The following is a 20,224-nucleotide window of genomic DNA, read 5'->3' on the forward strand; positions in this document are numbered from 1 at the left end:
TCAGCTCAGCGCGCCGGCATGGCGCCGACCGATCCTCAGGAGTTCGAGGTAGCCCTCAACCTCCCAGGCCGAGCGGCCGACGAAGAGGCCGCCCACACCGGGGACGCTCAGCAGGTCGGCCGCGTTGTCGGTGGTGACCGATCCGCCGTACAGGAAGGCCCCGACGCGGTCGCCCCACTCCGCGGAGAGGGCCCCGTGCACGGCGGCGACCTCCTCCGGACGCGGCGCCCGGCCGTGCTCCCCGATGGCCCAGATCGGCTCGTAGGCGACCAGGACGCGTCCGAGGCCGTCGGGACCGGCGGGGAGGCCGCCGAGAGCGGCCTCCACCTGCCCGAGCACGTGGTCGACGGAGCCTCCCCGGGCGAGGACCTCCGCGCTCTCGCCGCAGCACACCAGCGGGGTCAGCCCGTGGCGTAGGGCGGCGCGGACCTTGAGGCGCACGGTCTCGTCGGTCTCGCCGAAGTGCGCTCGGCGCTCGGAATGGCCGATCTCGACGATCCGGGCCCCCGCGTCGGCCGCCTGCGGTACCGACAGCTCTCCGGTCCAGGCGCCCGCGTCCTCCCAGTGGGCGTTCTGCACGCCGGTCAGGACGGGCCCGCCCCCGAGGACGTCCGACACCTCCGCCAGGGCGGTCGCCGGGGGGATGACGAAGGCGGTGACCCCCGGCACGCCCGCGCCGACCTCCGCGAGCAGGCGTCGCGCGTAGGCGACGGCCAGGGCCCGGGTCTTCGTCATCTTGAAACTGGTGCCGATCCAGAGCTGCGGCCGCCTCACCGGCCCGGTGTCCCGGTCCCTGGGGAGCCGGTGCCCGGTTCGTAGGCACACAGAGCCGCCACCTTCTCGGCGGAGGGCGAGGAGGTGTCGAAGCTGTAGGTCAGCCACTCGCGGACGAGCCTGCGGCCCAGTTCGATCCCGACGACCCGCTGGCCGAGGCAGAGCACCTGGGCGTCGTTGGACAGGACCGACCGTTCGACCGAGAACGAGTCGTGGGCGGTGACGGCGCGCACGCCCGGCACCTTGTTGGCGGCGATGGCCACGCCGAGGCCGGTACCGCACACGAGCACAGCCCGGTCGACCCGGCCCTCGGCGACCAGGCGTGCCGCCTCGACCGCCACGTGCGGGTAGTCGGTGTCCTGGTCGGAGGCGACCCCGACGTCGATCACCTCCGCCACGCCGGTGTGGGCGGCGAGGTCCTCCTTGAAGACCTCCTTGTAGTCGAAGCCCGCGATGTCGGAGCCGACTGCGACGCGCATCAGCATCAGTGGTTCTCCTCTTGGAGGTCGGGTGCGTGTCGGGAGTGTGTTTCCTGCTGGAAGCGGGGGGTCAGCGCGGTGACGATCAGGGAGAAGGAGACCGCTCCCGCGTCGGGGGTGCCGAGGCTGTTGTCGCCGTGTGCCCGGGCCCGTCCCCGTCGGGCCGGGATCGAGGCGGTGGCGTCGGCCGCGCGGCGCGCGGCCGCGGCGCCCTCCGCCCAGGCCGCATGCGGGCCCAGGTCACCGAGGTCCGACGCCAGCCGGTCCACGAAGGGCACGGCCGCGTCGACGAGTGTCTTGTCGCCGGGGCTGGCCCCGCCGAGGCGCACCACGGCGTCGACCGCGGCTCGGGCACCCGTCACGGCGCGTTCGGGTCCCACCCTCCCGCTGTCTCCGAGCACGGAGCCCAACGCGGTCAGCGCCGCTCCCCAGAGAGCGCCGGACGTGCCGCCTGCGCTCTCCGACCACGCGGACCCGGCGCGCGTCAGGACGGCGCGTGCTCCGGCGCCGAGCACGACGGCCCGATCCGCCGCCTCGGCCGCGGCCTCGGCCCCGCGCCGCATGCCGATGCCGTGGTCGCCGTCTCCCGCGACGGCGTCGATCTCGCCGAGTCTGCGCTCGTGGGTCGCGACGGTGTCGCGCACGGTTCCCAGCGCCTCGGCGATCAGTGCGCCAAGAGCCCTTGAGGGTTCGTCTCCGGGGGTCACCGGCGGCGTCCGCCGGGCCGCCGCGAGGTCGTCGGTGCGTGGGGGGCGGGGCGTGAGGTGTCCGCGCCGGAAGGCGGGTGTCACGGCGGGGGCCGCCCAGAGCCGCTCCAGTTCGGAGTCGAGGAAGGTGAGGGTCAGGGAGAGCCCCGCCATGCCCAGACTGGTGATCTGTTCGTCCACGACCGGCGCCACGACGGTGAGGCCCTCGGCGGCGAGCCGCTCACTCACCCGGCGGTGGACGACGTACAGCTCCTCGTACTTGGTGGCGCCGAGGCCGTTGAGGACCAGCGCCACGCGCTCGGAACCACCGACGGCCCCGGCGGCCGCGCCGCGTTCGGCGAGCACACCGTCCACCAGCAGGTCGGCGACCTCGTCCGCGGTCGGCAGGGGGCGCTGCTCGATACCGGGCTCACCGTGGATGCCCAGCCCCACGCCCATCCGGCCGGCGCCGACCGTGAACAGGGGCCGGTCCGCGCCCGGGAGCGTGCAGCCGTCGAAGGCCAGCCCCAGGGACCGGGTGGCGGCGTTGGCCCTGGTCCCGGCACGGTGGACCGCCGCGATACCGAGCCCCGCCTCCGCTGCCGCGCCCAGGATCTTCAGGACCGTCAGGTCACCAGCGATCCCCCTGCGCAGGGCGGTCTCGTCCGCGGGCCCGGAGGCGACGTCGTCGGTGACCGCGAGGACGCGCACGTCCAGCCCCTCGGCCCTGAGCTGTTCGGCCGCCTGCCCGAAGTGGAGCACGTCACCCGCGTAGTTCCCGAAACCGAGGACGACACCGCCGCCGTTCTCGGCCGCGCGCGCCACGGAACAGATCTGGGAGGCGGAGGGTGAGGAGAAGATGTTGCCGCAGGCGGCCCCGTGCGCGAACCCGGGGCCGACCCAGCCCGCGAACGCCGGATAGTGGCCGGTGCCTCCCCCGAGGACCGTGGCGACCTGCCCGTGCGGGGTGGCGGAGGCCCGCACCACTCCCCCGTGCACGACACGGATCGCGTCCGGGTGCGCGGCGCCGAATCCGGCGAGCGCCTCGGCGGCGAAGTCGGCTGGGTCGTTGACCAGGAGTGTCATGCCTGCTTCTCCCCTCTGGCCCGGGCCGCCACGGGGAGTTTGACGGCGAGGACGCGGCGCACGTAGTCGCGGTTGCGCGCCGACACCCCCAGCCCGTCGCCCCCGTAGTGCTCGGTGCAGACCGGGCCGTCGAACCCGGCGCCCAACGCGAGCTCGAACGCCCTCCGGTAGTCGATGACGCCGCCCTCCAGAGGGGCGGGCACGGTGAAGTAGGCGCCGGTCGCGGGGTCGAAGTCGCGGTGGTAGTTCTTCACGTGCCAGTAGTTGACGTAGGGCAGGACCGGGACCAGCAGTTCCTCCCAGTGCGGCACCGGGCGGTGCAGACGGACCAGGTTGCCGATGTCGGGGTTGATCCCCACGTTGGGGAGCCCGATGTCGCGGACCATCCGGACCGCGCTCTCCGGGATGCCGAGGTAGGTGTCCTCGTACATCTCCAAGGACAGGCGCAGCCCGTGCCGCGCCGCGCGTTCACCCGCGGCGCGCAGGCGTTCCACCGCCAGCGACCAGGAGCGCTCGTCGTCCACCGGGTCCGAGCCGCCGGGTTCGTGCCAGAACCAGAGGGCCCGCCGCTGTGCCTCGGTCAGGGGCCGGTGCAGTCCGGCGCAGACGACGGTGGTGCCCAGCTCGGCGGCGGCGTCGACGGTGCGCAGCAGGTAGTCGAAGTTGTCCTCGGCGACGGCCGGTTCGGGGTCGATCACGCTGCGGCGGGTCACGGAGATCGCGGAGACGCCGAGCTCGTGGGTCCCGAGGACTCGGGCCAGTTCCCGCAGGCGCTCACGGGAGAGGTCCCCCGGCCGCAGCCAGGAGTCGGTGAGGTCCACGTGGGCGAACCCCTCGGCGGCCACCTCGTTCAGTACCGCGGACCACGCCGCGGCCGGTGCGTCCTGAACCGGTGTGCCGTCAGGTGCGGTGTCGGGGAACTGGAGGAGCGCGGCACCGATCGGCCAGTCCTGCGCGGTATGGGGCATCAGTCGTCTCCGGGGGTCGGTCCTGAGGGGGCTGCGCGAGCCGGCGTGGGACACCGGTCCGAGCACGGACGGAGCCCCAGCGGGCTTGGAATCATAGACCCTATAGGATCTTTCCGATGCCGAACAGAGTTGACCGACGAGTCACACCACCGTCGGGCTAGGATCGGGTGGAGATGAACAAAAGAGAGACCACCTCCACCGGGGGTTCAACCACGAAGGGCACCGTGGTCGCCCGCCGGGCCCTTCGCGACGGCGTGTACGACGCGATCCTGGAGAAGCTGCTCGACGGCTCCGCACCCCCGGGGAGCTCCCTGGGCATCGACTCGCTCGCCCGCGAACTGGCCGTGTCCCCCACGCCGGTACGCGAGGCCCTGGTCCAGCTGGAACACACCGGCCTGGTGTCGCGTGTGGCGCTCAAGGGGTACCGGGTCGCTCCGCCCATGACGCCCGAACAGCTGGAGGAGCTCTTCGACATGCGCACGATCCTCGAGGTCGCCGCGGTCGAGCGCGCGGCGGGGCGCTCCGACGACCTGCTGCCGGAGCTGCGCGTGGCCCACGCCCAGCACGTCCTCGCCGCTCACAAGGTGCGGGAGGTTCGCGGAGCCGGCGAGACACCTCCCGACTTCGCCGACCTGCGCGAGTACTTCGCCGCCGACTGGGAGTTCCACCTGACGATCATCAGGGCGGCGGGAAACCGTTTCCTGACGCAGTCGGCCGAGTCCCTGAGCGCGCACGTCCACCGGCTCCGACAGACCGTCCAGCACGGGACGATGGACATGGACCAGGCGATCGCGGAGCACACCGCGATCCTCGCCGCCTTCGAGTCCGGCGATCCCGAGGCTCTCCGCGCCACCATGCGCTCCCATCTGGAGGCGGTGGCCCGCCGGGCCTCGGTGGAGGGCTGACCCCTCACAGGTCAGCGCGGCGGTGGGCCCTCTCCGGCACGGGAGAGGGCCCACCGCCGTCTCTTGTTCGTTCGATTTTGTTTCGCCCTCTTGTCAATCCTGTGTCAGACACCTAGCTTGGTCCGATATCCAATAGGATCTTTGATGTCGCTCAGGTTGCGCGTCAGAGAACTCCTCCACCCCCTGGACGCAAGAGGGCCTGACATGAAGCCATCACCGCGCATGGCACTGGCAGCGCCAAGCGCCTGCATCCTGCTCGCGGGATGCACGGTGTTGAACGCGAGCCCCGCTCCCCCCGACGACTGGACCCCCCGAGGTTCGGTCTCCGCACTCGTCGCCTTCGCCCCCGGCGGCGGCAGTGACCGCTCCGCCCGCGTCATGGCCGAGGCGCTCAACGACCTCGACGCCGGGTTCAACGTCAACGTGGAGAACAGGGAGGGGGGCTCCGGCGCGGTCGGCTGGGCCACCTTCATGTCCGAGCAGGGTAACGGCAACGCCCTGCTCGTGGCCGAGAGCGCCCTCAACACCCTGCCCCTCGTCTACGACGTGCCCTTCACCTACCGCGACTTCACCCCCCTGGTCATGTTCGCCCAGGACTCGCGGATGGTCGTCGCCTCCCACGACGCCCCCTACGAGACCTGCACCGAACTGATCGAGGCCAGCCAGGACCAGAGAGTCAAGACCGGATCGAGCGGCCGGACCGGCGCCGACTCCCTGGTCACGGCGGAGTTCGAGAGGAACGGCGGGCAGTTCTCCGTCGTGCCCTACGGCTCCACCGGCGAAGTCCTCACCGGACTGCTCGGCGGCCAGATCGAGGTGGCCCCGGCCAGCGCCGCCTCCGCCAAGCCCTACGTGGAGAGCGGCGACTTCAAGGCCCTGTGCACGCTCAGCGAGGAGCGGTACGACGACCCCGTGCTGGGCGACGTGCCCACCGCCGTCGAACAGGGTCTGGACGCCGAGGTCACCATCTGGCGCGGTGTCCTGGCCCCCGACGGGATCGCCCCGGTACAGCGGGACTACTGGATCGACTCGATCCTGGAAGCCATGGACTCCGACACCTACCACGACTACATCAAGGACGACCTCCTCATCCCGGCGGTCCTCTCGGGCGAGGAGTTCGAGGAGTACCTGGCGGAACACGACGAGGAGATGGCGGAGGCGTTCCGGTGACCGGTGACTCCACTCCCCACCCCACCGGCGCGGACACCGGCGGCGCGCCCCGGGCCCGGCCCTCGGTCCTCGCCGCGCACGCCGCGCTTTCGGTCCTCGGCGCGCTCTTCTTCCTGGGCTCGTTCGCCTACCCCTGGACCACGGCCGAGGACGGGACCGTCGGACCCGGGGCACTGCCCCGCGTGGCCGGACTGGCCCTGGCCGTCATCGGCGTCGTGCTCCTGTACCGGGAGACGCGCACCGGGACGGTCCTCCAGGGCGACGGCCACGTGGAGGACGACTCCGAGCGCTCCGCCGAGGAGCACCGGGCGATCCGCCGCAAGCTGGTCGTCGTCTCGGCGGCCCTGGTCTGCACCGGCGCGCTCATTCCCTTCCTGGGCATGCTGCCCGCGCTGGCCGTCCTGACCCTGTTCCTGACCATCGGCGTCGAACGCCTGCGCTGGCCTGTCGCGCTCACCGCCTCCGTGGGCGTCCTGGTCGTGTGCTACCTGCTCTTCGTCGTGCTCCTGAGGGTTCCGCTTCCCCTCGGCGTGTTCGATCCGACCCTGTGGAGCGCCCCGTGATCGACAACCTCGTCGTGGGTTTCAGCGCCGCGCTCACTCCGGAGAACCTGTTCTGGTGCTTCGTGGGCGTCCTGCTCGGCACCGTCATCGGCATCCTGCCCGGACTCGGGTCAGCCACGGGCGTGGCCATCCTGATCCCGGTCACCCTCACCTTCGACCCGCTCACCGCGCTCATCATGCTCGCGGGCATCTACCACGGCTCACAGTTCGGAGCCACGACCACCGCCATCCTGGTGGCCACACCCGGTGAGGCCTCCTCCGTGGTCTCGACCTTCGACGGCTACCGCATGGCGCGCGCCGGACGGGCGGGACCCGCCCTGGCCATCTCCGCGATCGGTTCGTTCACGGCGGCCTTCGTCGCGCTGATCGCCCTGACCACGCTGGCACCGATCTTCGCCAACATCGCCCTCGGCTTCGGCCCGCCCGAGATCCTCGCCGTCATGGCCCTCGGCCTCTGCACGATCGTGGTGTTCTCCGGAGGCAACCTGCTGATGGGCGCCGCCCTCGGCCTGGTCGGCGTCCTGATCTCCAGCGTGGGGGTGGACGTCGGATCGGGGACGCCCCGCTACACCTTCGACCAGGTGGGCCTGTTCGGCGGCCTGCCCTACGTCGAGGTGATGATCGGGCTCTTCGCCATCGGGGAGCTCCTCAACCAGCTCCACCGCGGGATGGCCACCCCCATCCGCGCGCGTTTCCGCGACCTCCTCCTCACGCGCGAGGACCTTCGCCGCTCGGCCCCGGCCACCGCGCGCGGCACTCTGGTCGGCTTCGTCCTCGGCTGTCTGCCCGGGGCGGGGACCACGCTCGCCTCCTTCATGGCCTACGGGGTCGAGAAGCGGTTCTCCCGGAACCGCGCCCAGCTCGGCACGGGCGCGATCGAGGGCGTCGTCGCACCCGACGCCGCCACCAGCTCGGGGTCCAACGCCAACTTCATCCCGACGCTGGTCCTGGGGGTCCCCGGCGGCGCCACCACCGCCGTCCTCCTTGGTGCCTTCCTGGTGTACGGCATCCAGCCGGGGCCGCTGCTCTTCGAGAACCAGCCCACCCTGGTCTGGGGCCTCCTGGCCTCGTTCTTCGTCGGCAACGCCATCCTGCTCCTGCTGAACCTGCCGCTGGCGCCGGTCTTCGCCCAGCTCCTGCGGATCAGGTACTCGATCCTCTACCCGTTGATCATCGTCACGAGCCTGGTCGGCGCCTACTCGATCAAGAACAGCATGCTGAGCGTGTGGATCGTCATCGTGTTCGGTTTCGTGGGCTACGCCATGAAGCGACTCAACCTGCCCGTGGCACCGCTCGTGCTCGGCCTGGTCATCGGCCCGCTCTTCGAGACCGCCCTGGTGCAGACGTCGGCACTGGGCGAGGGTTCGGTCCTGCCCCTGCTCGCCTCCAGCGGCACCGCGCTCGCCATCCTCGGGGTGGCCCTGCTGCTGATCGTCGGCCCCGCCGCCGTGAAGGCGCTCCGGTCCAAGCTCCGGGGGAACGGCGACGCCGACGGCCACGAGGACACCACCCACACCACGACCACTGACCCCACCGGGACCACCGAGCCGAAGGCCGCCAGCTCCGCCGAGGGCCACACCGCGAACGACGGCACCGACACCGGTCACAAGCCCCAACCGCCAGAAAGGCAGTCATGACCACCTCTTCCCAGCCCCGCCCCCGCGTCGCGATCACCCTGGGAGACCCGGCAGGGGTCGGACCCGAACTGATCGCGAAACTGCTGTCCCGCCCCGAGAACACCGAGGCCGCCGACATCGTTCTCATCTCCGACCCGGACGAGCTGCGGTCCGCGGGCGAGGACGCGGGGGTCCCCATCGAGTACGGCGACGCCGGAAGCGGGCTCCCGGTCCTCCACGACAACAGCGCGGCCCGCCCCGTCGGAAGCGAGACCGGCTTCGAGCGCCGCAAGGCGACCGAGGCGGGTGGCAGATGGGCGCTGGCCAACCTCGCCGTCGCCCTCGACATGGTCAAGGACGGGCGGGTGGACGCCATCCTGTTCGCTCCGCTCAACAAGTCGTCCCTGCACCTGGCCGGGATGGCGGAGAACGACGAGCTGCGCTGGTTCGAGGAGGTGCTGGGGGTCGACTCCTTCACCTCCGAGCTGAACGTGCTCCCGGGCCTGTGGACCGCGCGCGTGACCTCGCACGTGTCCATCGCGGACGTGCACTCGGGCATCACACGCGACAACGTGGTGGAGGCCGGTCTCCTCCTCGACCAGGTACTGCGCGGCTCCGGGCTGGCCTCCCCCAGGATCGGCGTGTGCGCGCTCAACCCGCACGCCGGGGAGAGCGGCAGGTTCGGCCGCCACGAGATCGACGTCATCAGTCCGGCCGTCGGCGATCTCGCGGACCAGGGTCTGGACGTCAAGGGCCCGTTCCCCTCGGACACCATCTTCCTGCGCGCCAGGAGCGGCGAGTTCGACGGCATCCTGACCATGTACCACGACCAGGGGCAGATCGCCATGAAGCTGATGGGGTTCGACGGAGGCGTCACCATCGCGGGCGGACTCCCGGTCCCGATCTGCACGCCCGCCCACGGCACCGCCTTCGACGTGGTCGGGCAGGGCGTGGCCAACACCGGGTCCATGCAGAACGCGTTCGACCTGGCGGTGCGGATCGGCGGTCGGCGTTCCGTCGACGCCTGACCCCGGATTCCGCTGTCCGCCCCGGAGGTGTGCCACCGGGGCGGACACCCGTCGGCGGCCCGCGGGGACTCGACACGCTCCCCGGGGCCGGGGCGCCGTCAGGGCTGGACCAGCACCTTGAGGACCTCCCGCCGGTCCATCAGCCGGTAGCCCTCGGGGACGCCGTCGAGATCGGTGGGGTGATCGAAGACCAGGCCCGGGTGGACGTTGCCCTCCAGGATGTCGGGGAGCAGTTCCTCGATGTAGGAGCGCACGGGGGCGGGTCCTCCGGTGAGGGTGACGTTGGCGGCGAACATCGCCGACATCCCGATCGGTCCCTGCTCGTACTGGGGCAGGCCCACACGGCTGACGGTTCCTCCGGGGCGGGCCACGCCCAGCGCCGTCTCGTAGGCGTCCAGGTGGCCGACAGCCTCGATCACCACGTGGGTGCCCTGGCCCCGGGTCAGGTCCCGGACCAGTTCCACCCCCTCGGCGCCGCGCTCGGCGACCACCTCGACGGCGCCGAACTCGCGGCCGAGGTCGGTGCGGTCCTTGTGCCGGCCCATGAGGATGATCTTCTCGGCTCCCCTTCCCCGCGCGGCCAGCACGGACATCAGGCCCACCGCGCCGTCGCCGACGACGGTGACCGAGGTGCCGGGACCGACCCCGGCGGTCAGGGCGGCGTGGTGTCCGGTGGGGTAGACGTCGGCCAGGGTCAGCAGCGAGGGCAGCAGGGCGGACTCCTCGCGTACCGGCAGCCGGACGAGCGTGCCCTGTGCCTGGGGCACGCGGACCACCTCCGCCTGCGCCCCGCTGATCAGCCCCCCGTTCACGCACGAGGTGTGCAGGCCCTCCCGGCACAGCCCGCACGTGTGGTCGGCGTAGGAGAACGGCGACACCACGAGATCGCCGGGACTGACCCAGGTCACCTCTGATCCGGTCTCCTCCACCACCCCGACGAACTCGTGCCCGGCCCGGACACCCTCATGGGAGGCGGGCATACCCCGGTAGGCGTGCAGGTCGCTGCCGCACACGCACGTGCGCACCACGCGCACGAGGGCGTCGGTGGGATCGACGAGCTCCGGGTCGGGAACGTCCTCCACCCGTACGTCACCGGCGCCGTACATCAGGGCCGCTCGCATCGGTTGCCTCCTTCGGTCGGACCCGCCCGACCACTGTGACTTTGAGTGATGTTTTGATGACGACTCGCAAGATAGCGTGTTCGGCCGCCTCCCGGGGCGGGTTCGGCGGCTCCGAACGCCGTCGCCGTCGGGTCGCTGGAGTCCGTCGGTCCGTCGTGGCACGATGAGTCGGGTGACCAGTAGATCCACCTCCGAGCAGCACCTGAGTGATCTCGCCCGCCTGCGCCGCGTCCGGGACCGGATCGACCGGGAGTACGCGCGCCCGCTGAACGTCGAGCAGCTGGCCAGGGACGCGCACATGTCCGCGGGACACCTCAGCCGCGAGTTCAGGCGCGCCTACGGCGACTCGCCGTACTCGTACCTCATGACCCGGCGCATCGAGCGCGCCATGGCTCTGCTGAGGCGCGGCGACCTCAGCGTCACCGACGTGTGCTTCGAGGTCGGTTGTTCGTCCCTGGGCACCTTCAGCACCCGCTTCACCGAACTGGTCGGTATGCCGCCCAGCGCCTACCGGAAGCAGGCCGTGGGCGAGGCGGAGGGCATGCCCTCGTGCGTGGTCCGGCAGGTCACCAGACCGATCAGGAATCAAGAAGCGCGGCGCCCCGGCCAGACGTAGTCTGACCAGCATGGACATCAAGATCAACGCCAGTTTCCTGCCGCACACCGACCCGGAGGCCTCCCTGGCCTTCTACCGGGACGTCCTCGGTTTCGAGGTCCGCCTCGACGTCGGGTACGAGGGGATGCGCTGGATCACCGTGGGACCGGCGGGGCAACCCGACACCTCGGTGGTCCTGGAGCCGCCGGTGTCCGATCCCGGCGTCACCGACGAGGAGCGCCGGGTCATCACCGAGATGATGGCCAAGGGGACCTACGCCTTCCTGAACCTGGCCACCCCGGACCTGGACTCCGCCTTCGAACAGATGGTGGCCCGGGGCGCCGAAGTCGTCCAGGAGCCCACCGACCAGCCGTACGGCGTCCGCGACTGCGCCTTCCGCGACCCGGCCGGAAACCTGGTGCGGATCAAGGAGGACCGTTGACCGGGCAGCGCCCGGACGCCCCGCACCCGGCCGACGGACACGAACTGATCCGGGTGCACGGCGCCCGGGAGAACAACCTCCGGGACGTCAGCGTCGAGATCCCCAAACGCCGCCTGACGGTGTTCACCGGGGTCTCCGGTTCGGGCAAGACCTCTCTGGTCTTCAGCACGATCGCCGCCGAGTCACAGCGGATGATCAACGAGACCTACAGCAGCTTCGCGCAGGGCTTCATGCCGTCGATGCCCCGGCCCGACGTGGACGTCCTCGACGGGTTGACCACCGCCATCATCGTGGACCAGGAGCGCCTGGGCGCCGACCCCCGCTCCACGGTGGGCACGGCCACCGACGCCAACGCGATGCTGCGCATCCTGTTCAGCCGCCTGGGGCAGCCGCACATCGGCTCCCCGCACGCGTTCTCCTTCAACGTCGCCTCGGTCAGGGCCAGCGGCGCCATCACGGTGGAGCGCGGCGATCGCAAGACGGTGAAGCAGACCTTCACCCGCACCGGCGGTATGTGCGTCAACTGCGAGGGCCGGGGCAAGGTCACCGACTTCGACCTGCGCGAGCTCTACGACGACTCCAAGTCGCTGTCGGAGGGGGCGTTCACCATCCCCGGGTGGAAGTCGGACGACTGGTGGACGGTACGGACCTACAAGGCGTCGGGGTTCTTCGACCCGGACAAGCCGATCCGCGACTACACGGAGCAGGAGAAGCGGGACTTCCTGTACCACGAGCCGGTCAAGGTGAAGGTCGAGAAGTCGAACCTGACCTTCGAGGGTCTGATCCCCAAGCTCCGCAAGTCGTTCCTGTCCAAGGACAAGGAGGCGATGCAGCCGCACATCCGGGAGTTCGTGGAGCGCGCGGTGACCTTCACCGACTGCCCCGTGTGCGGCGGGACCCGACTCAGTGAGGCGGCCCGGTCGTCGAGGATCGGGGGCGTGAACATCGCCGAGGTCTGCGCGATGCAGATCAGCGACCTCGCGGAGTGGGTGCGTGACCTGGACGAGCCGTCCGCCGCTCCCCTGCTGTCGGCCCTGCGACGGACGCTGGACTCGTTCGTGGAGATCGGTCTGGGCTACCTGTCCCTGGACCGCGCGGCCGGAACGCTGTCGGGCGGCGAGGCCCAGCGCACCAAGATGATCCGTCACCTGGGGTCCTCGCTGACCGACACCACGTACGTCTTCGACGAACCCACGGCCGGTCTGCACCCGCACGACGTCGAGCGGATGAACCGGCTGCTGCTCCGGCTGCGCGACAAGGGCAACACGGTGCTGGTCGTGGAGCACGAGCCGGACACCATCGCGATCGCCGACCACGTCGTGGACCTCGGGCCCGGCGCCGGCTCGGCGGGCGGCACCGTGTGCTTCGAGGGGACCGTGGGAGGACTGCGCACCAGCGACACCACCACCGGCCGCCACCTCGACGACCGGGCCGCCCTCAAGGAGAGGGTGCGCGTCCCCACCGGCCGCTTCGAGATCAGGGGCGCCGCCACGCACAACCTGCGCGACGTGGACGTGGACGTCCCCTTGGGGGTGCTCACCGTCGTCACCGGGGTGGCCGGTTCGGGCAAGAGCTCACTCGTCCAGGGGTCGCTGGTCGAGGGGGCCTCCGCCGTGGAGGCGGGCGTGGTGGCCGTCGACCAGAGCCCCATCCGTGGTTCGCGGCGCAGCAACCCGGCGACCTACACCGGGCTGCTCGAACCGGTGCGCAAGGCGTTCGCCAAGGCCAACGGGGTCAAGCCCGCGCTGTTCAGCGCCAACTCCGAGGGCGCCTGCCCGGTCTGCAAGGGGATCGGGGTGGTCTACACCGATCTCGGGTTCATGGCCAGCATCGCCTCCACCTGCGAGGAGTGCGACGGCAGACGGTTCGACACCTCCGTGCTGGAGTACCGCCTGGGCGGGCGCGACATCAGCGAGGTGCTCTCGATGTCGGTGTCGGAGGCGACGGCGTTCTTCGCCGAGGGCGAGGCGCGGACCCCCGCGGCGCACCGGATCCTGGAGCGGCTGACGGACGTGGGGCTGGGCTACCTGAGTCTGGGCCAGCCGCTCACCACGCTGTCCGGCGGCGAGCGCCAGCGGCTCAAGCTTGCCGTCCACATGGCGGACCGGGGCGGAGTGTACGTCCTGGACGAGCCGACCACCGGCCTGCACCTGGCCGACGTCGAGCACCTGCTGGCCCTGCTGGACCGGCTGGTGGAGTCCGGGAAGTCGGTGGTCGTGATCGAGCACCACCAGTCGGTGATGGCGCACGCCGACTGGATCATCGACCTCGGCCCGGGTGCGGGCCAGGACGGTGGGCGGGTGGTCTTCGAGGGCACCCCGGCGGAGATCGTCGCCGACCGCTCCACGCTCACCGGCCAGCACCTTGCGGAATTCGTCGGGGGCTGAGGACGACGGCCCCGGGGCCGTCCCGGCACCGTTATCGGGACGGCCTCACTCGGTGCCGTGTGAGCACTCACTCACAAGCTCGGATCGCAAGAGTGCCCGCTCCCACAGCGGACACGAGCGAGGAGGGGACGGTTCAGGAGGGCGCCGGGGGACGGGCCGTTCTGGCCCACGTCACCCCGCGGGGCGGGGGGGATGGGTCATGCCGTTGGCCAGGGTGCGCGCCCACGGGGCGTCCACCGCGTCCAGGTCGAGGGCGGTGATCAGGTGGCACATCAGGCCCATGGCGAAGAAGTGCTGGACCTGGTCCCGGGTCCCCCCGGAAAGCGAGTGCGCGAGGGTCACCGCCGAGGCGTACCCCTTCCTGACGGCCTCGCGGATCTCGGGGACGTCGGTGGCGCTCTGGGCGTGCACCTGGAGCATGATCAGGTCGCGGTCGGCGATCAGCGCGGCATACGCGTCGCCCATCCCCTCCAGGACCTGGGCGGCCGAACCCCCGAGGGAACCCTCCGCCCCTTCGCGCAGGGCCTGCTCGATGCGCTCGAAGCACAGCTCCAGCGTCGCCGTGAACAGCCCCAGTTTGCTGCCGAACAGGCGGAAGACGTAGGCCTGGGAGATCCCGGCGGCGTCGGCGATGTCGGTCACCGGCGTCGCGCGGTAGCCGCCCTTGGCGAAGGCGGTCACCGCGTGCCCCAGGATCAGGGACCGGCGCGCCTCCGCCGTGGAACGGCCGCCGCCCTCTTTCGGACTCATGGGTGTGAGTACACACTCACATCGCGGTTCTGTCAACCCGTCCAGCACCCGTCACTCCCCCGGCCGCCCGGTGGTGCCTGCCGATGGGGAGCATCAGCGGCTTCCCCGAGGTGGGGTCGGTGATGATCTGGCTCTCCATCCCGAACACAGCCCGCACCGTCTCCGGGGTGAGCACTCGCTCCGGCTGGCCCGCCGCGTGGAGCCCGCCCTCGGCGAGCGCGATGAGGTGGTCGGCGTAGCGAGCCGCCAGGTTGAGGTCGTGCAGGACCAGCACGATGGTGGTCCCGCGCGAGGCGTTGAGGTCGGTGAGCAGGTCCAGGACCTCCACCTGGTGGCTGACGTCCAGGAACGTGGTCGGCTCGTCCAACAGGAGCAGGTCCGTGCGCTGGGCCAGCGCCATGGCGATCCACACCCGCTGGCGCTGCCCGCCGGAGAGCTCGTCCACGGGCCGGTCGGCGAGTTCCACGGTCCCCGTGGCCTCCAGCGCCTCGGCCACCGCCTCGTCGTCCTTCCCGCTCCAGCGCGTGAACATGCGCTGGTGGGGGTGGCGGCCCCGGCCCACCAGGTCGCTCACGGTGATGCCCTCCGGGGCGACCGGCGACTGCGGGAGCAGACCCAGCGTCCGCGCGACCTCCTTGGGCGGCGTGCGGTGGACCTCCCGGCCGTCGAGCAGGACACGGCCCGAACGTGGAGCCAGCAACCGCGACATGGAACGCAGCAGGGTGGACTTGCCACACGCGTTGGCGCCGACGATGGCGGTGATCCGGCCGGGCGGCACGGCCAGGTCCAGGGAGTCGATGACGTCGCGGTCCTTGTACCCGAGCGTCAGTTCCTCGACGAGGAGCGAGTGGTCCGTGGTCACAGGGAGCCTCCCACGCGGTTGCTGCGAATGATGAGGTAGACGAGGTAGGGGGCGCCGAGCACGCCGGTGACGACCCCGACCGGGAACCGGGTCCCGAAGGCGAACTGGCCGCAGAAGTCGGCGACCAGGACCAGGAGTGCGCCGACCAGGGCGGAGGGCACGAGCAGAGAGCCGTCCGAGCCCACCAGCCGGGCGGCGATCGGCCCGGACAGGAAGGCCACGAAGGCGATCGGTCCGGCCGCGGCGGTGGCGAAGGCGATGAGCCCGACCGCTCCGACCACCGCCAGGAGGCGGGTCCGGTCCACCCGGACACCCAGGGCCGAGGCGGTGTCGTCGCCCAACTGGAGCGCGGACAGGTTCCCGGCCTGTCCCAGGAGCACCGGGGCGATGAGCACCAGCGCGATGACGACCGGCACGGTCGCTCCCCATCCGGCGCCGTTGAGGCTGCCGGTGAGCCAGCGCATCGCCTCCTGGTGGTCCCAGGTGGCCGCGCGGTCCAGGATGTAGGAGGTGATGCTGTGGAGCATGGCCGCGACGCCGATGCCGATGAGGATGAGCCGGGTGCCCGAGACCCCGTCCTTGTACGACAGCAGGTAGATGACCATGGCCACGCCGAGTCCGGCGACGATCGCGAAGACGGACACCCCGGCCCCGTCCAGGGAGAGCACCACGATCGCGAAGGTCGCCGCCGCGCTCGCCCCGGCGCTGATACCGATGATGTCCGGGCTGGCCAGGGGGTTGCGCAGCATGGTCTGGAAGGTGACTCCGGCGAGCCCGAAGCACGCCCCGGCGGTGATCGCGAGCACGGCTCGTGGCAGGCGAAGCCGCCCGACCGTGAACGAGGCGCCGGGGACGTCCTGTCCGAGGACCACTCGGGCGACGTCGCCGGGCGGGTAGAAGGTCTGTCCCACCATCAGGGTGACGGCGAAGCCGACCACGAGCAGGGCGGCGAGGATGACGATCACGGTGTGCCGTCGGCGCGCCCGGCGCGCACGACCGCGCGTGACGGTCTCGACGGTGGAGGTGGTCACAGGGAACGAACCTTCTGACGTCGGACGATGTAGATGAAGAAGGGGGCACCGACCAGCGCGGTCACGATCCCCACATCGATCTGTCCCGGGCGGGCCACGACGCGCCCGACCACGTCGGCGGCGGTCAGCAGCGCGGCGCCGGTCAGGGCCGAGAACGGCAGCAGCCAGCGGTGGTCGACCCCCACGAGCAGGCGGCACACGTGGGGGATCACGAGGCCGACGAACCCGATCGGGCCGGTGACGGCGGTGCTGGCGCCGCACAGCACGACGGAGCCGACCGAAGCGGTGACCCGCGAGATCGCGACGCGTTCGCCCAGGCCCGCGGCGAGGTCGTCGCCCAGTGCCAGGAGGTTGAGGCCCCGAGCGGAGAGGAGGCAGACGACGAACCCGACCACCAGGAAGGGCAGCACGTGGGAGATGGCCGCGAACGTGCCGCCGCCCACACCGCCGATCTGCCAGGAGCGGACCCCGTCGGCGATGTCGTTGCGGGGCAGTACGACGGCGCTGATGAACGAGGACAGCGCGGCGGAGGTGGCCGCACCGGCCAGCGCCAGCTTCAGCGGGCTCGCGCCTCCCCGGCCCAAGGAGCCGATGACGTGCACGAACAGGGCCGTGACGGCGGCGCCGACGATTCCGGCCCAGATGAAACCGGTGGCCGTGGCCAGGCCGAAGTAGGCCATGCCGATGACGACGGCCAGCGAGGCGCCCATGTTCACGCCGAGGATGCCGGGGTCGGCCAGCGGGTTGCGGGTCACGCCCTGCATGACCGCGCCGGAGACCCCGAGCGCCGCGCCGACGAGCACGGCGAGCAGGGTTCGCGGGATGCGCTTGGCCACGGCGGCCTCGTTGAAGCCCTCGGCCGATCCGCCGAAGGCCGCCACGATGTCGGCCCACTGGACGTCGCGGGAGCCGACCGAGACCGAGAGGAACATCAGGCCCAACAGGACGGCGAGGACCACGAGGAGCCAGAGGGGCCGGCCCCGGCGCGGGGACCGCGCGACCGCGGTCCCCACGTCGGTGGGTGACTGTTGGGTGATCACTGCGCCCCGTCAGCGGCCTCGGCCAGGAGCGACAGGTAGTCGTCGAGGATCCACGAGATCGACAGCGGGGTCGGGTTCGCGGCGGTGCCGAGCGGGCTGTCGCCGGGCAGGTTCACCACGGCGGAGTTCTCGACGGCGGGCATCTGGGACAGCAGCGGGTCGCCCTCCAGGGCCTCCACCAGCTCCTCGCCGCCGTAGGTGACGATGACCTCGACGTCGTCGAAGGCGTCGGCCTGCTCGGCGCTGTGCGTGAGGGAGAACTGGTCGGTCTCGGCGGAGGCGGTGGCGACGCTCTCGGGGGTGACCATCCCGATGTCCTCGAAGAACAGCGCGCGGGTGTCGTGGGTGGTGTAGAAGCTGACCTCGCTGAGGTCGGTGGTGTCGACGTGCGTCATGAACATCGCCGCCGCGCCCTCGATCTGCGGGTACTCCGCGACCGCGGCGTCGATCTCGGCCTCCAGGTCGGCGATGAGCTCGGTGCCCTCGTCGGCCCTGCCGATGGCGGCGCTGTTGAGCTCGATGGTGTCGCGCCAGGAGGTGCCCCAGGCGGTCTCCGGGTAGGCGACGACGGGGGCGATCTCGCTGAGGGTGTCGTAGTCCTCCTGGGTCAGCCCGGAGTACGCGGCGAGGATGACGTCGGGCTGGGTGTCGGCGACGGCCTCGAAGTCGATGCCGTCAGTCTCGTCGAAGAGGACGGGGGTCTCGGCGTCCAGTTCCTCGAGCTTCTCCTCGACCCACGGGAGCACGCCGTTGTCGTCGTCGTCACCGAAGGTGGCGGCGGCCATGCCGACCGGGACGACGCCCAGGGCGAGCGGGACCTCGTGGTTGGCCCAATTGACCGTGGCGACCCGTTCCGGCTCGGAGTCGATGGTGGTCGTTCCGAGGGCGTGCTCGACGGTGACGGGGGTCCAGTCGCCGGAGGCGGCGTCGCTCTCCCCGGAGGGCGAGGAGGAGCACGCGGCGATGGTGAGGGGGATGAGTGCGGCGGTGGCGATCGCGGCCAGCCGTGGGGCGCGGGTCATGGTGTCCTTCCGGTGGTGACCAACCCCGGAAACCGGGAGTTAGGTTTGCCTAACCGAATTTAGGGTGCACTCAGTTGGTTCGCAATCGCTCGAAAGGGACAAGGAACCTCGCGAAACGGACATGGGGTCATTGTCACTGGACGCGGAACCGCCCGGGACTCATGCCCGTCACCCTCCGAAAAACCGTGCCGAACGCGCTCGCCGAGTGGTAGCCGACCCTCTCCGCCACCTCCTCGATCTCCTCCCCCAGGGAGAGCAGGGTGATCGCGTGCTGCACGCGCGCGGCTGCCGACCACTGGCTGAACCCGAGCCCGGTCTGGGCTCGGAACGCCCGCGTGATGGTTCGGGTGCTCACGCCGAGCCGCGCGGCCCACGAGGCCAGGGTCGTGTCGTCGGCGGGGTCGTCGCGCACGGCCGCGACGATGGGCTCCAGCAGCGGGGACTCGGGGATCTTCAGCAGCAGCTCGACCGGGGCCGGGGCCAGCAGGTCGAGCACCACGGCCTCGGTCCTGGCACGTGACCCAGGGCCCAGCCCGTCGGTGTTGAGCCGTTCGAGCAGGAGCCGCAGGAGCGGGGTGACCTCCACCGCGACGGTGGTGTCCGCGATGGCCGGGACCGCGTGCACGCTGAACTGGGCCGCGTGGTGCCAGGTCCCCGCCGGGGTCCACCCGGAGTGGGGGGTTCCGGCCGGGATCCACAGGCCGACCGACGGTGTGATGGTCCACACACGCGTCCCGGTGGTGGCGGTGGAGGCGCCGCGCAGGTTCCAGAGCAGCTCGTGCGTGGGGTGCGAGTGCTCCTCCCAGTAGGTGTCGCGCGCGATCACCTCGTCGGTGCCGTGAACCACGTAGGGGACGTCGATCTCCCCCGCACCGTAGGAGGGAAGGCTGCGGTTCTCCACCGCGTCCGCACGCTCGCGCACCGCCCCACGGTGCGACGCCCTGTCTTGTCTGACCACGTCACACAGGTTATGCGGGGCCACCCCGCGAGGACCAAACCAGGGGCTGCCCGGCCTCAGCCCCCTGTCGGACGCGTCACACCGCGGTTCCGGTCGGGGCCACGCGGCCCGCCTCCAGGGTGAGGACGTGGTCGGCGTCCCGCGCCTCCTCGGCGAAGTGGGTGGCGTGCACCACGGTGACCCCCTCGGACGCGACCTCGGAGACCAGTTCCCGGACCCGGCCCATGGATCGGTGGTCCAGCCCGGCCGAGGGTTCGTCCAGCAACAACAGCCCCGCCTCCTGCGCCAGCCCCTGGGCGATCAGGGCGCGTTGGCGCTGCCCTCCGGAGAGCTCCCCCAGCCTCCGGTGGGCCAGGTCCGCGACCCCGGTGCGCTCCAGGCAGCTGTCGACCACCGCCCGGTCGTGGCGGGTGAGCGGACGCCACCAGCCCCGGTGCGCCCAGCGCCCCATGGCCACCGTGGCGCGCACGGTGAGCGGCAGGGCGTCCGGTACCGCGCTGCGCTGGACGACGAAGGCGGGGCGGCGGGTGTCCGCCGGGACCACCGTTCCGCTCCGGGGCGGGACCGTGCCCGCCAGCACCCCGAGCAGGGTGGACTTGCCCGCGCCGTTGGCCCCCACCAGGGCGGTGACCGCCCCTTCGGGGATCTCGGCGGTGACCCCCCGGAGGACGTCCGTCCCCCCGTAGCCCGCGTACAGGTTGTCGATCCTCATCGCTGGTGACCCCCGCTTCTCGTGTGTCC

Annotated in this window: 20 protein-coding genes; 8 read left to right on the forward strand and 12 right to left on the reverse strand. The window is 71.4% G+C overall.

The features are described from left to right. Genes BDW27_RS20540 through BDW27_RS20555 form a run of 4 tightly spaced genes read right to left on the reverse strand, consistent with a single transcriptional unit; the run spans nt 1 to nt 3,993 of the window. The gene (locus BDW27_RS20540; RefSeq protein ID WP_370446538.1) at nt 1-825 is read right to left on the reverse strand and encodes a triose-phosphate isomerase; all 825 of its coding nucleotides are present in this window, start codon (nt 823-825) and stop codon (nt 1-3) included. Next, on the reverse strand, nt 771-1,259 hold the full coding sequence (locus BDW27_RS20545; protein ID WP_110051130.1) for a ribose-5-phosphate isomerase: 489 nt from the start codon (nt 1,257-1,259) through the stop codon (nt 771-773). Before BDW27_RS20545 ends, BDW27_RS20540 begins: the two co-directional genes overlap by 55 nt. Continuing rightward, nucleotides 1,259-3,025 carry a dihydroxyacetone kinase family protein gene (locus BDW27_RS20550; RefSeq protein ID WP_110051132.1) on the reverse strand — a complete coding sequence of 589 codons (1,767 nt, stop codon included), beginning with the start codon at nt 3,023-3,025 and terminating at the stop codon, nt 1,259-1,261. Before BDW27_RS20550 ends, BDW27_RS20545 begins: the two co-directional genes overlap by 1 nt. Beyond that, nucleotides 3,022-3,993, reverse strand: a complete 972-nt coding sequence (locus BDW27_RS20555) for a sugar phosphate isomerase/epimerase (RefSeq protein ID WP_110051133.1) — start codon at nt 3,991-3,993, stop codon at nt 3,022-3,024. The genes BDW27_RS20550 and BDW27_RS20555 overlap by 4 nt, the downstream gene beginning before the upstream one ends. 173 nt (nt 3,994-4,166) lie before the next feature. On the opposite strand from BDW27_RS20555, the gene BDW27_RS20560 reads away from it, so the two are divergent. From BDW27_RS20560 to BDW27_RS20580, 5 genes are all read left to right on the forward strand, one after another. Continuing rightward, complete coding sequence (locus BDW27_RS20560) at nt 4,167-4,898, forward strand: GntR family transcriptional regulator (RefSeq protein WP_110051224.1); 732 nt, start codon at nt 4,167-4,169, stop codon at nt 4,896-4,898. Nucleotides 4,899-5,102: 204 nt separating this feature from the next. Beyond that, a complete protein-coding gene (locus BDW27_RS20565; RefSeq protein WP_233515857.1) occupies nt 5,103-6,068 on the forward strand; it encodes a tripartite tricarboxylate transporter substrate binding protein in 966 nt (321 codons plus the stop codon). Continuing rightward, on the forward strand, nt 6,065-6,631 hold the full coding sequence (locus BDW27_RS20570; protein ID WP_017547109.1) for a tripartite tricarboxylate transporter TctB family protein: 567 nt from the start codon (nt 6,065-6,067) through the stop codon (nt 6,629-6,631). The genes BDW27_RS20565 and BDW27_RS20570 overlap by 4 nt, the downstream gene beginning before the upstream one ends. After that, a complete protein-coding gene (locus BDW27_RS20575; RefSeq protein WP_233515858.1) occupies nt 6,628-8,268 on the forward strand; it encodes a tripartite tricarboxylate transporter permease in 1,641 nt (546 codons plus the stop codon). Before BDW27_RS20570 ends, BDW27_RS20575 begins: the two co-directional genes overlap by 4 nt. After that, nucleotides 8,265-9,275, forward strand: a complete 1,011-nt coding sequence (locus tag BDW27_RS20580) for a 4-hydroxythreonine-4-phosphate dehydrogenase PdxA (protein ID WP_110051138.1) — start codon at nt 8,265-8,267, stop codon at nt 9,273-9,275. The genes BDW27_RS20575 and BDW27_RS20580 overlap by 4 nt, the downstream gene beginning before the upstream one ends. 98 nt (nt 9,276-9,373) lie before the next feature. Here BDW27_RS20580 and BDW27_RS20585 read toward each other — a convergent pair whose 3' ends face one another. Beyond that, nucleotides 9,374-10,396 (reverse strand): zinc-binding dehydrogenase, encoded by a 1,023-nt coding sequence (locus BDW27_RS20585; RefSeq protein WP_199560719.1) that lies wholly within the window; start codon nt 10,394-10,396, stop codon nt 9,374-9,376. A gap of 163 nt (nt 10,397-10,559) precedes the next feature. Between BDW27_RS20585 and BDW27_RS20590 the strand changes: the two genes are divergently transcribed. The 3 genes from BDW27_RS20590 to BDW27_RS20600 are packed head-to-tail and all read left to right on the forward strand — an operon-like array spanning nt 10,560 to nt 13,820. Continuing rightward, complete coding sequence (locus tag BDW27_RS20590; RefSeq protein ID WP_193374286.1) at nt 10,560-11,012, forward strand: helix-turn-helix transcriptional regulator; 453 nt, start codon at nt 10,560-10,562, stop codon at nt 11,010-11,012. A 10-nt stretch (nt 11,013-11,022) separates the two neighbouring features. After that, nucleotides 11,023-11,433, forward strand: a complete 411-nt coding sequence (locus BDW27_RS20595) for a VOC family protein (RefSeq protein WP_017547104.1) — start codon at nt 11,023-11,025, stop codon at nt 11,431-11,433. Next, on the forward strand, nt 11,430-13,820 hold the full coding sequence (locus tag BDW27_RS20600; RefSeq protein WP_110051141.1) for an excinuclease ABC subunit UvrA: 2,391 nt from the start codon (nt 11,430-11,432) through the stop codon (nt 13,818-13,820). The genes BDW27_RS20595 and BDW27_RS20600 overlap by 4 nt, the downstream gene beginning before the upstream one ends. Nucleotides 13,821-13,991: 171 nt before the next feature. On the opposite strand, the gene BDW27_RS20605 is transcribed toward BDW27_RS20600, so the two are convergent. From BDW27_RS20605 to aztA, 7 genes are all read right to left on the reverse strand, one after another. Next, on the reverse strand, nt 13,992-14,570 hold the full coding sequence (locus tag BDW27_RS20605) for a TetR/AcrR family transcriptional regulator (RefSeq protein WP_110051142.1): 579 nt from the start codon (nt 14,568-14,570) through the stop codon (nt 13,992-13,994). Nucleotides 14,571-14,586: 16 nt separating this feature from the next. Next, the gene (locus tag BDW27_RS20610) at nt 14,587-15,432 is read right to left on the reverse strand and encodes an ABC transporter ATP-binding protein (RefSeq protein WP_110051144.1); all 846 of its coding nucleotides are present in this window, start codon (nt 15,430-15,432) and stop codon (nt 14,587-14,589) included. Continuing rightward, entirely contained in the window at nt 15,429-16,463 is a 1,035-nt protein-coding gene (locus tag BDW27_RS20615; RefSeq protein WP_017547100.1) for an iron chelate uptake ABC transporter family permease subunit, read from the reverse strand. The genes BDW27_RS20610 and BDW27_RS20615 overlap by 4 nt, the downstream gene beginning before the upstream one ends. Beyond that, nucleotides 16,460-17,503: an iron ABC transporter permease gene (locus BDW27_RS20620; RefSeq protein WP_017547099.1), complete on the reverse strand. Its 1,044-nt coding sequence runs from the start codon at nt 17,501-17,503 to the stop codon at nt 16,460-16,462. The genes BDW27_RS20615 and BDW27_RS20620 overlap by 4 nt, the downstream gene beginning before the upstream one ends. Then, a complete protein-coding gene (locus BDW27_RS20625; RefSeq protein ID WP_110051146.1) occupies nt 17,500-18,525 on the reverse strand; it encodes an iron-siderophore ABC transporter substrate-binding protein in 1,026 nt (341 codons plus the stop codon). The genes BDW27_RS20620 and BDW27_RS20625 overlap by 4 nt, the downstream gene beginning before the upstream one ends. 133 nt (nt 18,526-18,658) lie before the next feature. After that, the gene (locus tag BDW27_RS20630; RefSeq protein ID WP_017547097.1) at nt 18,659-19,447 is read right to left on the reverse strand and encodes an AraC family transcriptional regulator; all 789 of its coding nucleotides are present in this window, start codon (nt 19,445-19,447) and stop codon (nt 18,659-18,661) included. Between the two features lie 112 nt (nt 19,448-19,559). Beyond that, on the reverse strand, nt 19,560-20,195 hold the full coding sequence (gene aztA, locus BDW27_RS20635; protein WP_110051149.1) for a zinc ABC transporter ATP-binding protein AztA: 636 nt from the start codon (nt 20,193-20,195) through the stop codon (nt 19,560-19,562). Nucleotides 20,196-20,224: the final 29 nt, after the last annotated feature.

The sequence above is a fragment of the Nocardiopsis sp. L17-MgMaSL7 genome, assembly GCF_003182025.1.
Taxonomy (GTDB): domain Bacteria; phylum Actinomycetota; class Actinomycetes; order Streptosporangiales; family Streptosporangiaceae; genus Nocardiopsis; species Nocardiopsis prasina.

Coding starts and splice junctions, on each gene's coding strand:
- aztA (WP_110051149.1), bottom strand. CDS start 20,195: ATGAGGATCGACAACCTGTACGCGGGCTACGGGGGGACGGACGTCCTC.
- BDW27_RS20605 (WP_110051142.1), bottom strand. CDS start 14,570: ATGAGTCCGAAAGAGGGCGGCGGCCGTTCCACGGCGGAGGCGCGCCGG.
- BDW27_RS20545 (WP_110051130.1), bottom strand. CDS start 1,259: ATGCTGATGCGCGTCGCAGTCGGCTCCGACATCGCGGGCTTCGACTAC.
- BDW27_RS20555 (WP_110051133.1), bottom strand. CDS start 3,993: ATGCCCCATACCGCGCAGGACTGGCCGATCGGTGCCGCGCTCCTCCAG.
- BDW27_RS20585 (WP_199560719.1), bottom strand. CDS start 10,396: ATGCGAGCGGCCCTGATGTACGGCGCCGGTGACGTACGGGTGGAGGAC.
- BDW27_RS20565 (WP_233515857.1), top strand. CDS start 5,103: ATGAAGCCATCACCGCGCATGGCACTGGCAGCGCCAAGCGCCTGCATC.
- BDW27_RS20580 (WP_110051138.1), top strand. CDS start 8,265: ATGACCACCTCTTCCCAGCCCCGCCCCCGCGTCGCGATCACCCTGGGA.
- BDW27_RS20595 (WP_017547104.1), top strand. CDS start 11,023: ATGGACATCAAGATCAACGCCAGTTTCCTGCCGCACACCGACCCGGAG.
- BDW27_RS20550 (WP_110051132.1), bottom strand. CDS start 3,025: ATGACACTCCTGGTCAACGACCCAGCCGACTTCGCCGCCGAGGCGCTC.
- BDW27_RS20625 (WP_110051146.1), bottom strand. CDS start 18,525: ATGACCCGCGCCCCACGGCTGGCCGCGATCGCCACCGCCGCACTCATC.
- BDW27_RS20590 (WP_193374286.1), top strand. CDS start 10,560: ATGAGTCGGGTGACCAGTAGATCCACCTCCGAGCAGCACCTGAGTGAT.
- BDW27_RS20560 (WP_110051224.1), top strand. CDS start 4,167: ATGAACAAAAGAGAGACCACCTCCACCGGGGGTTCAACCACGAAGGGC.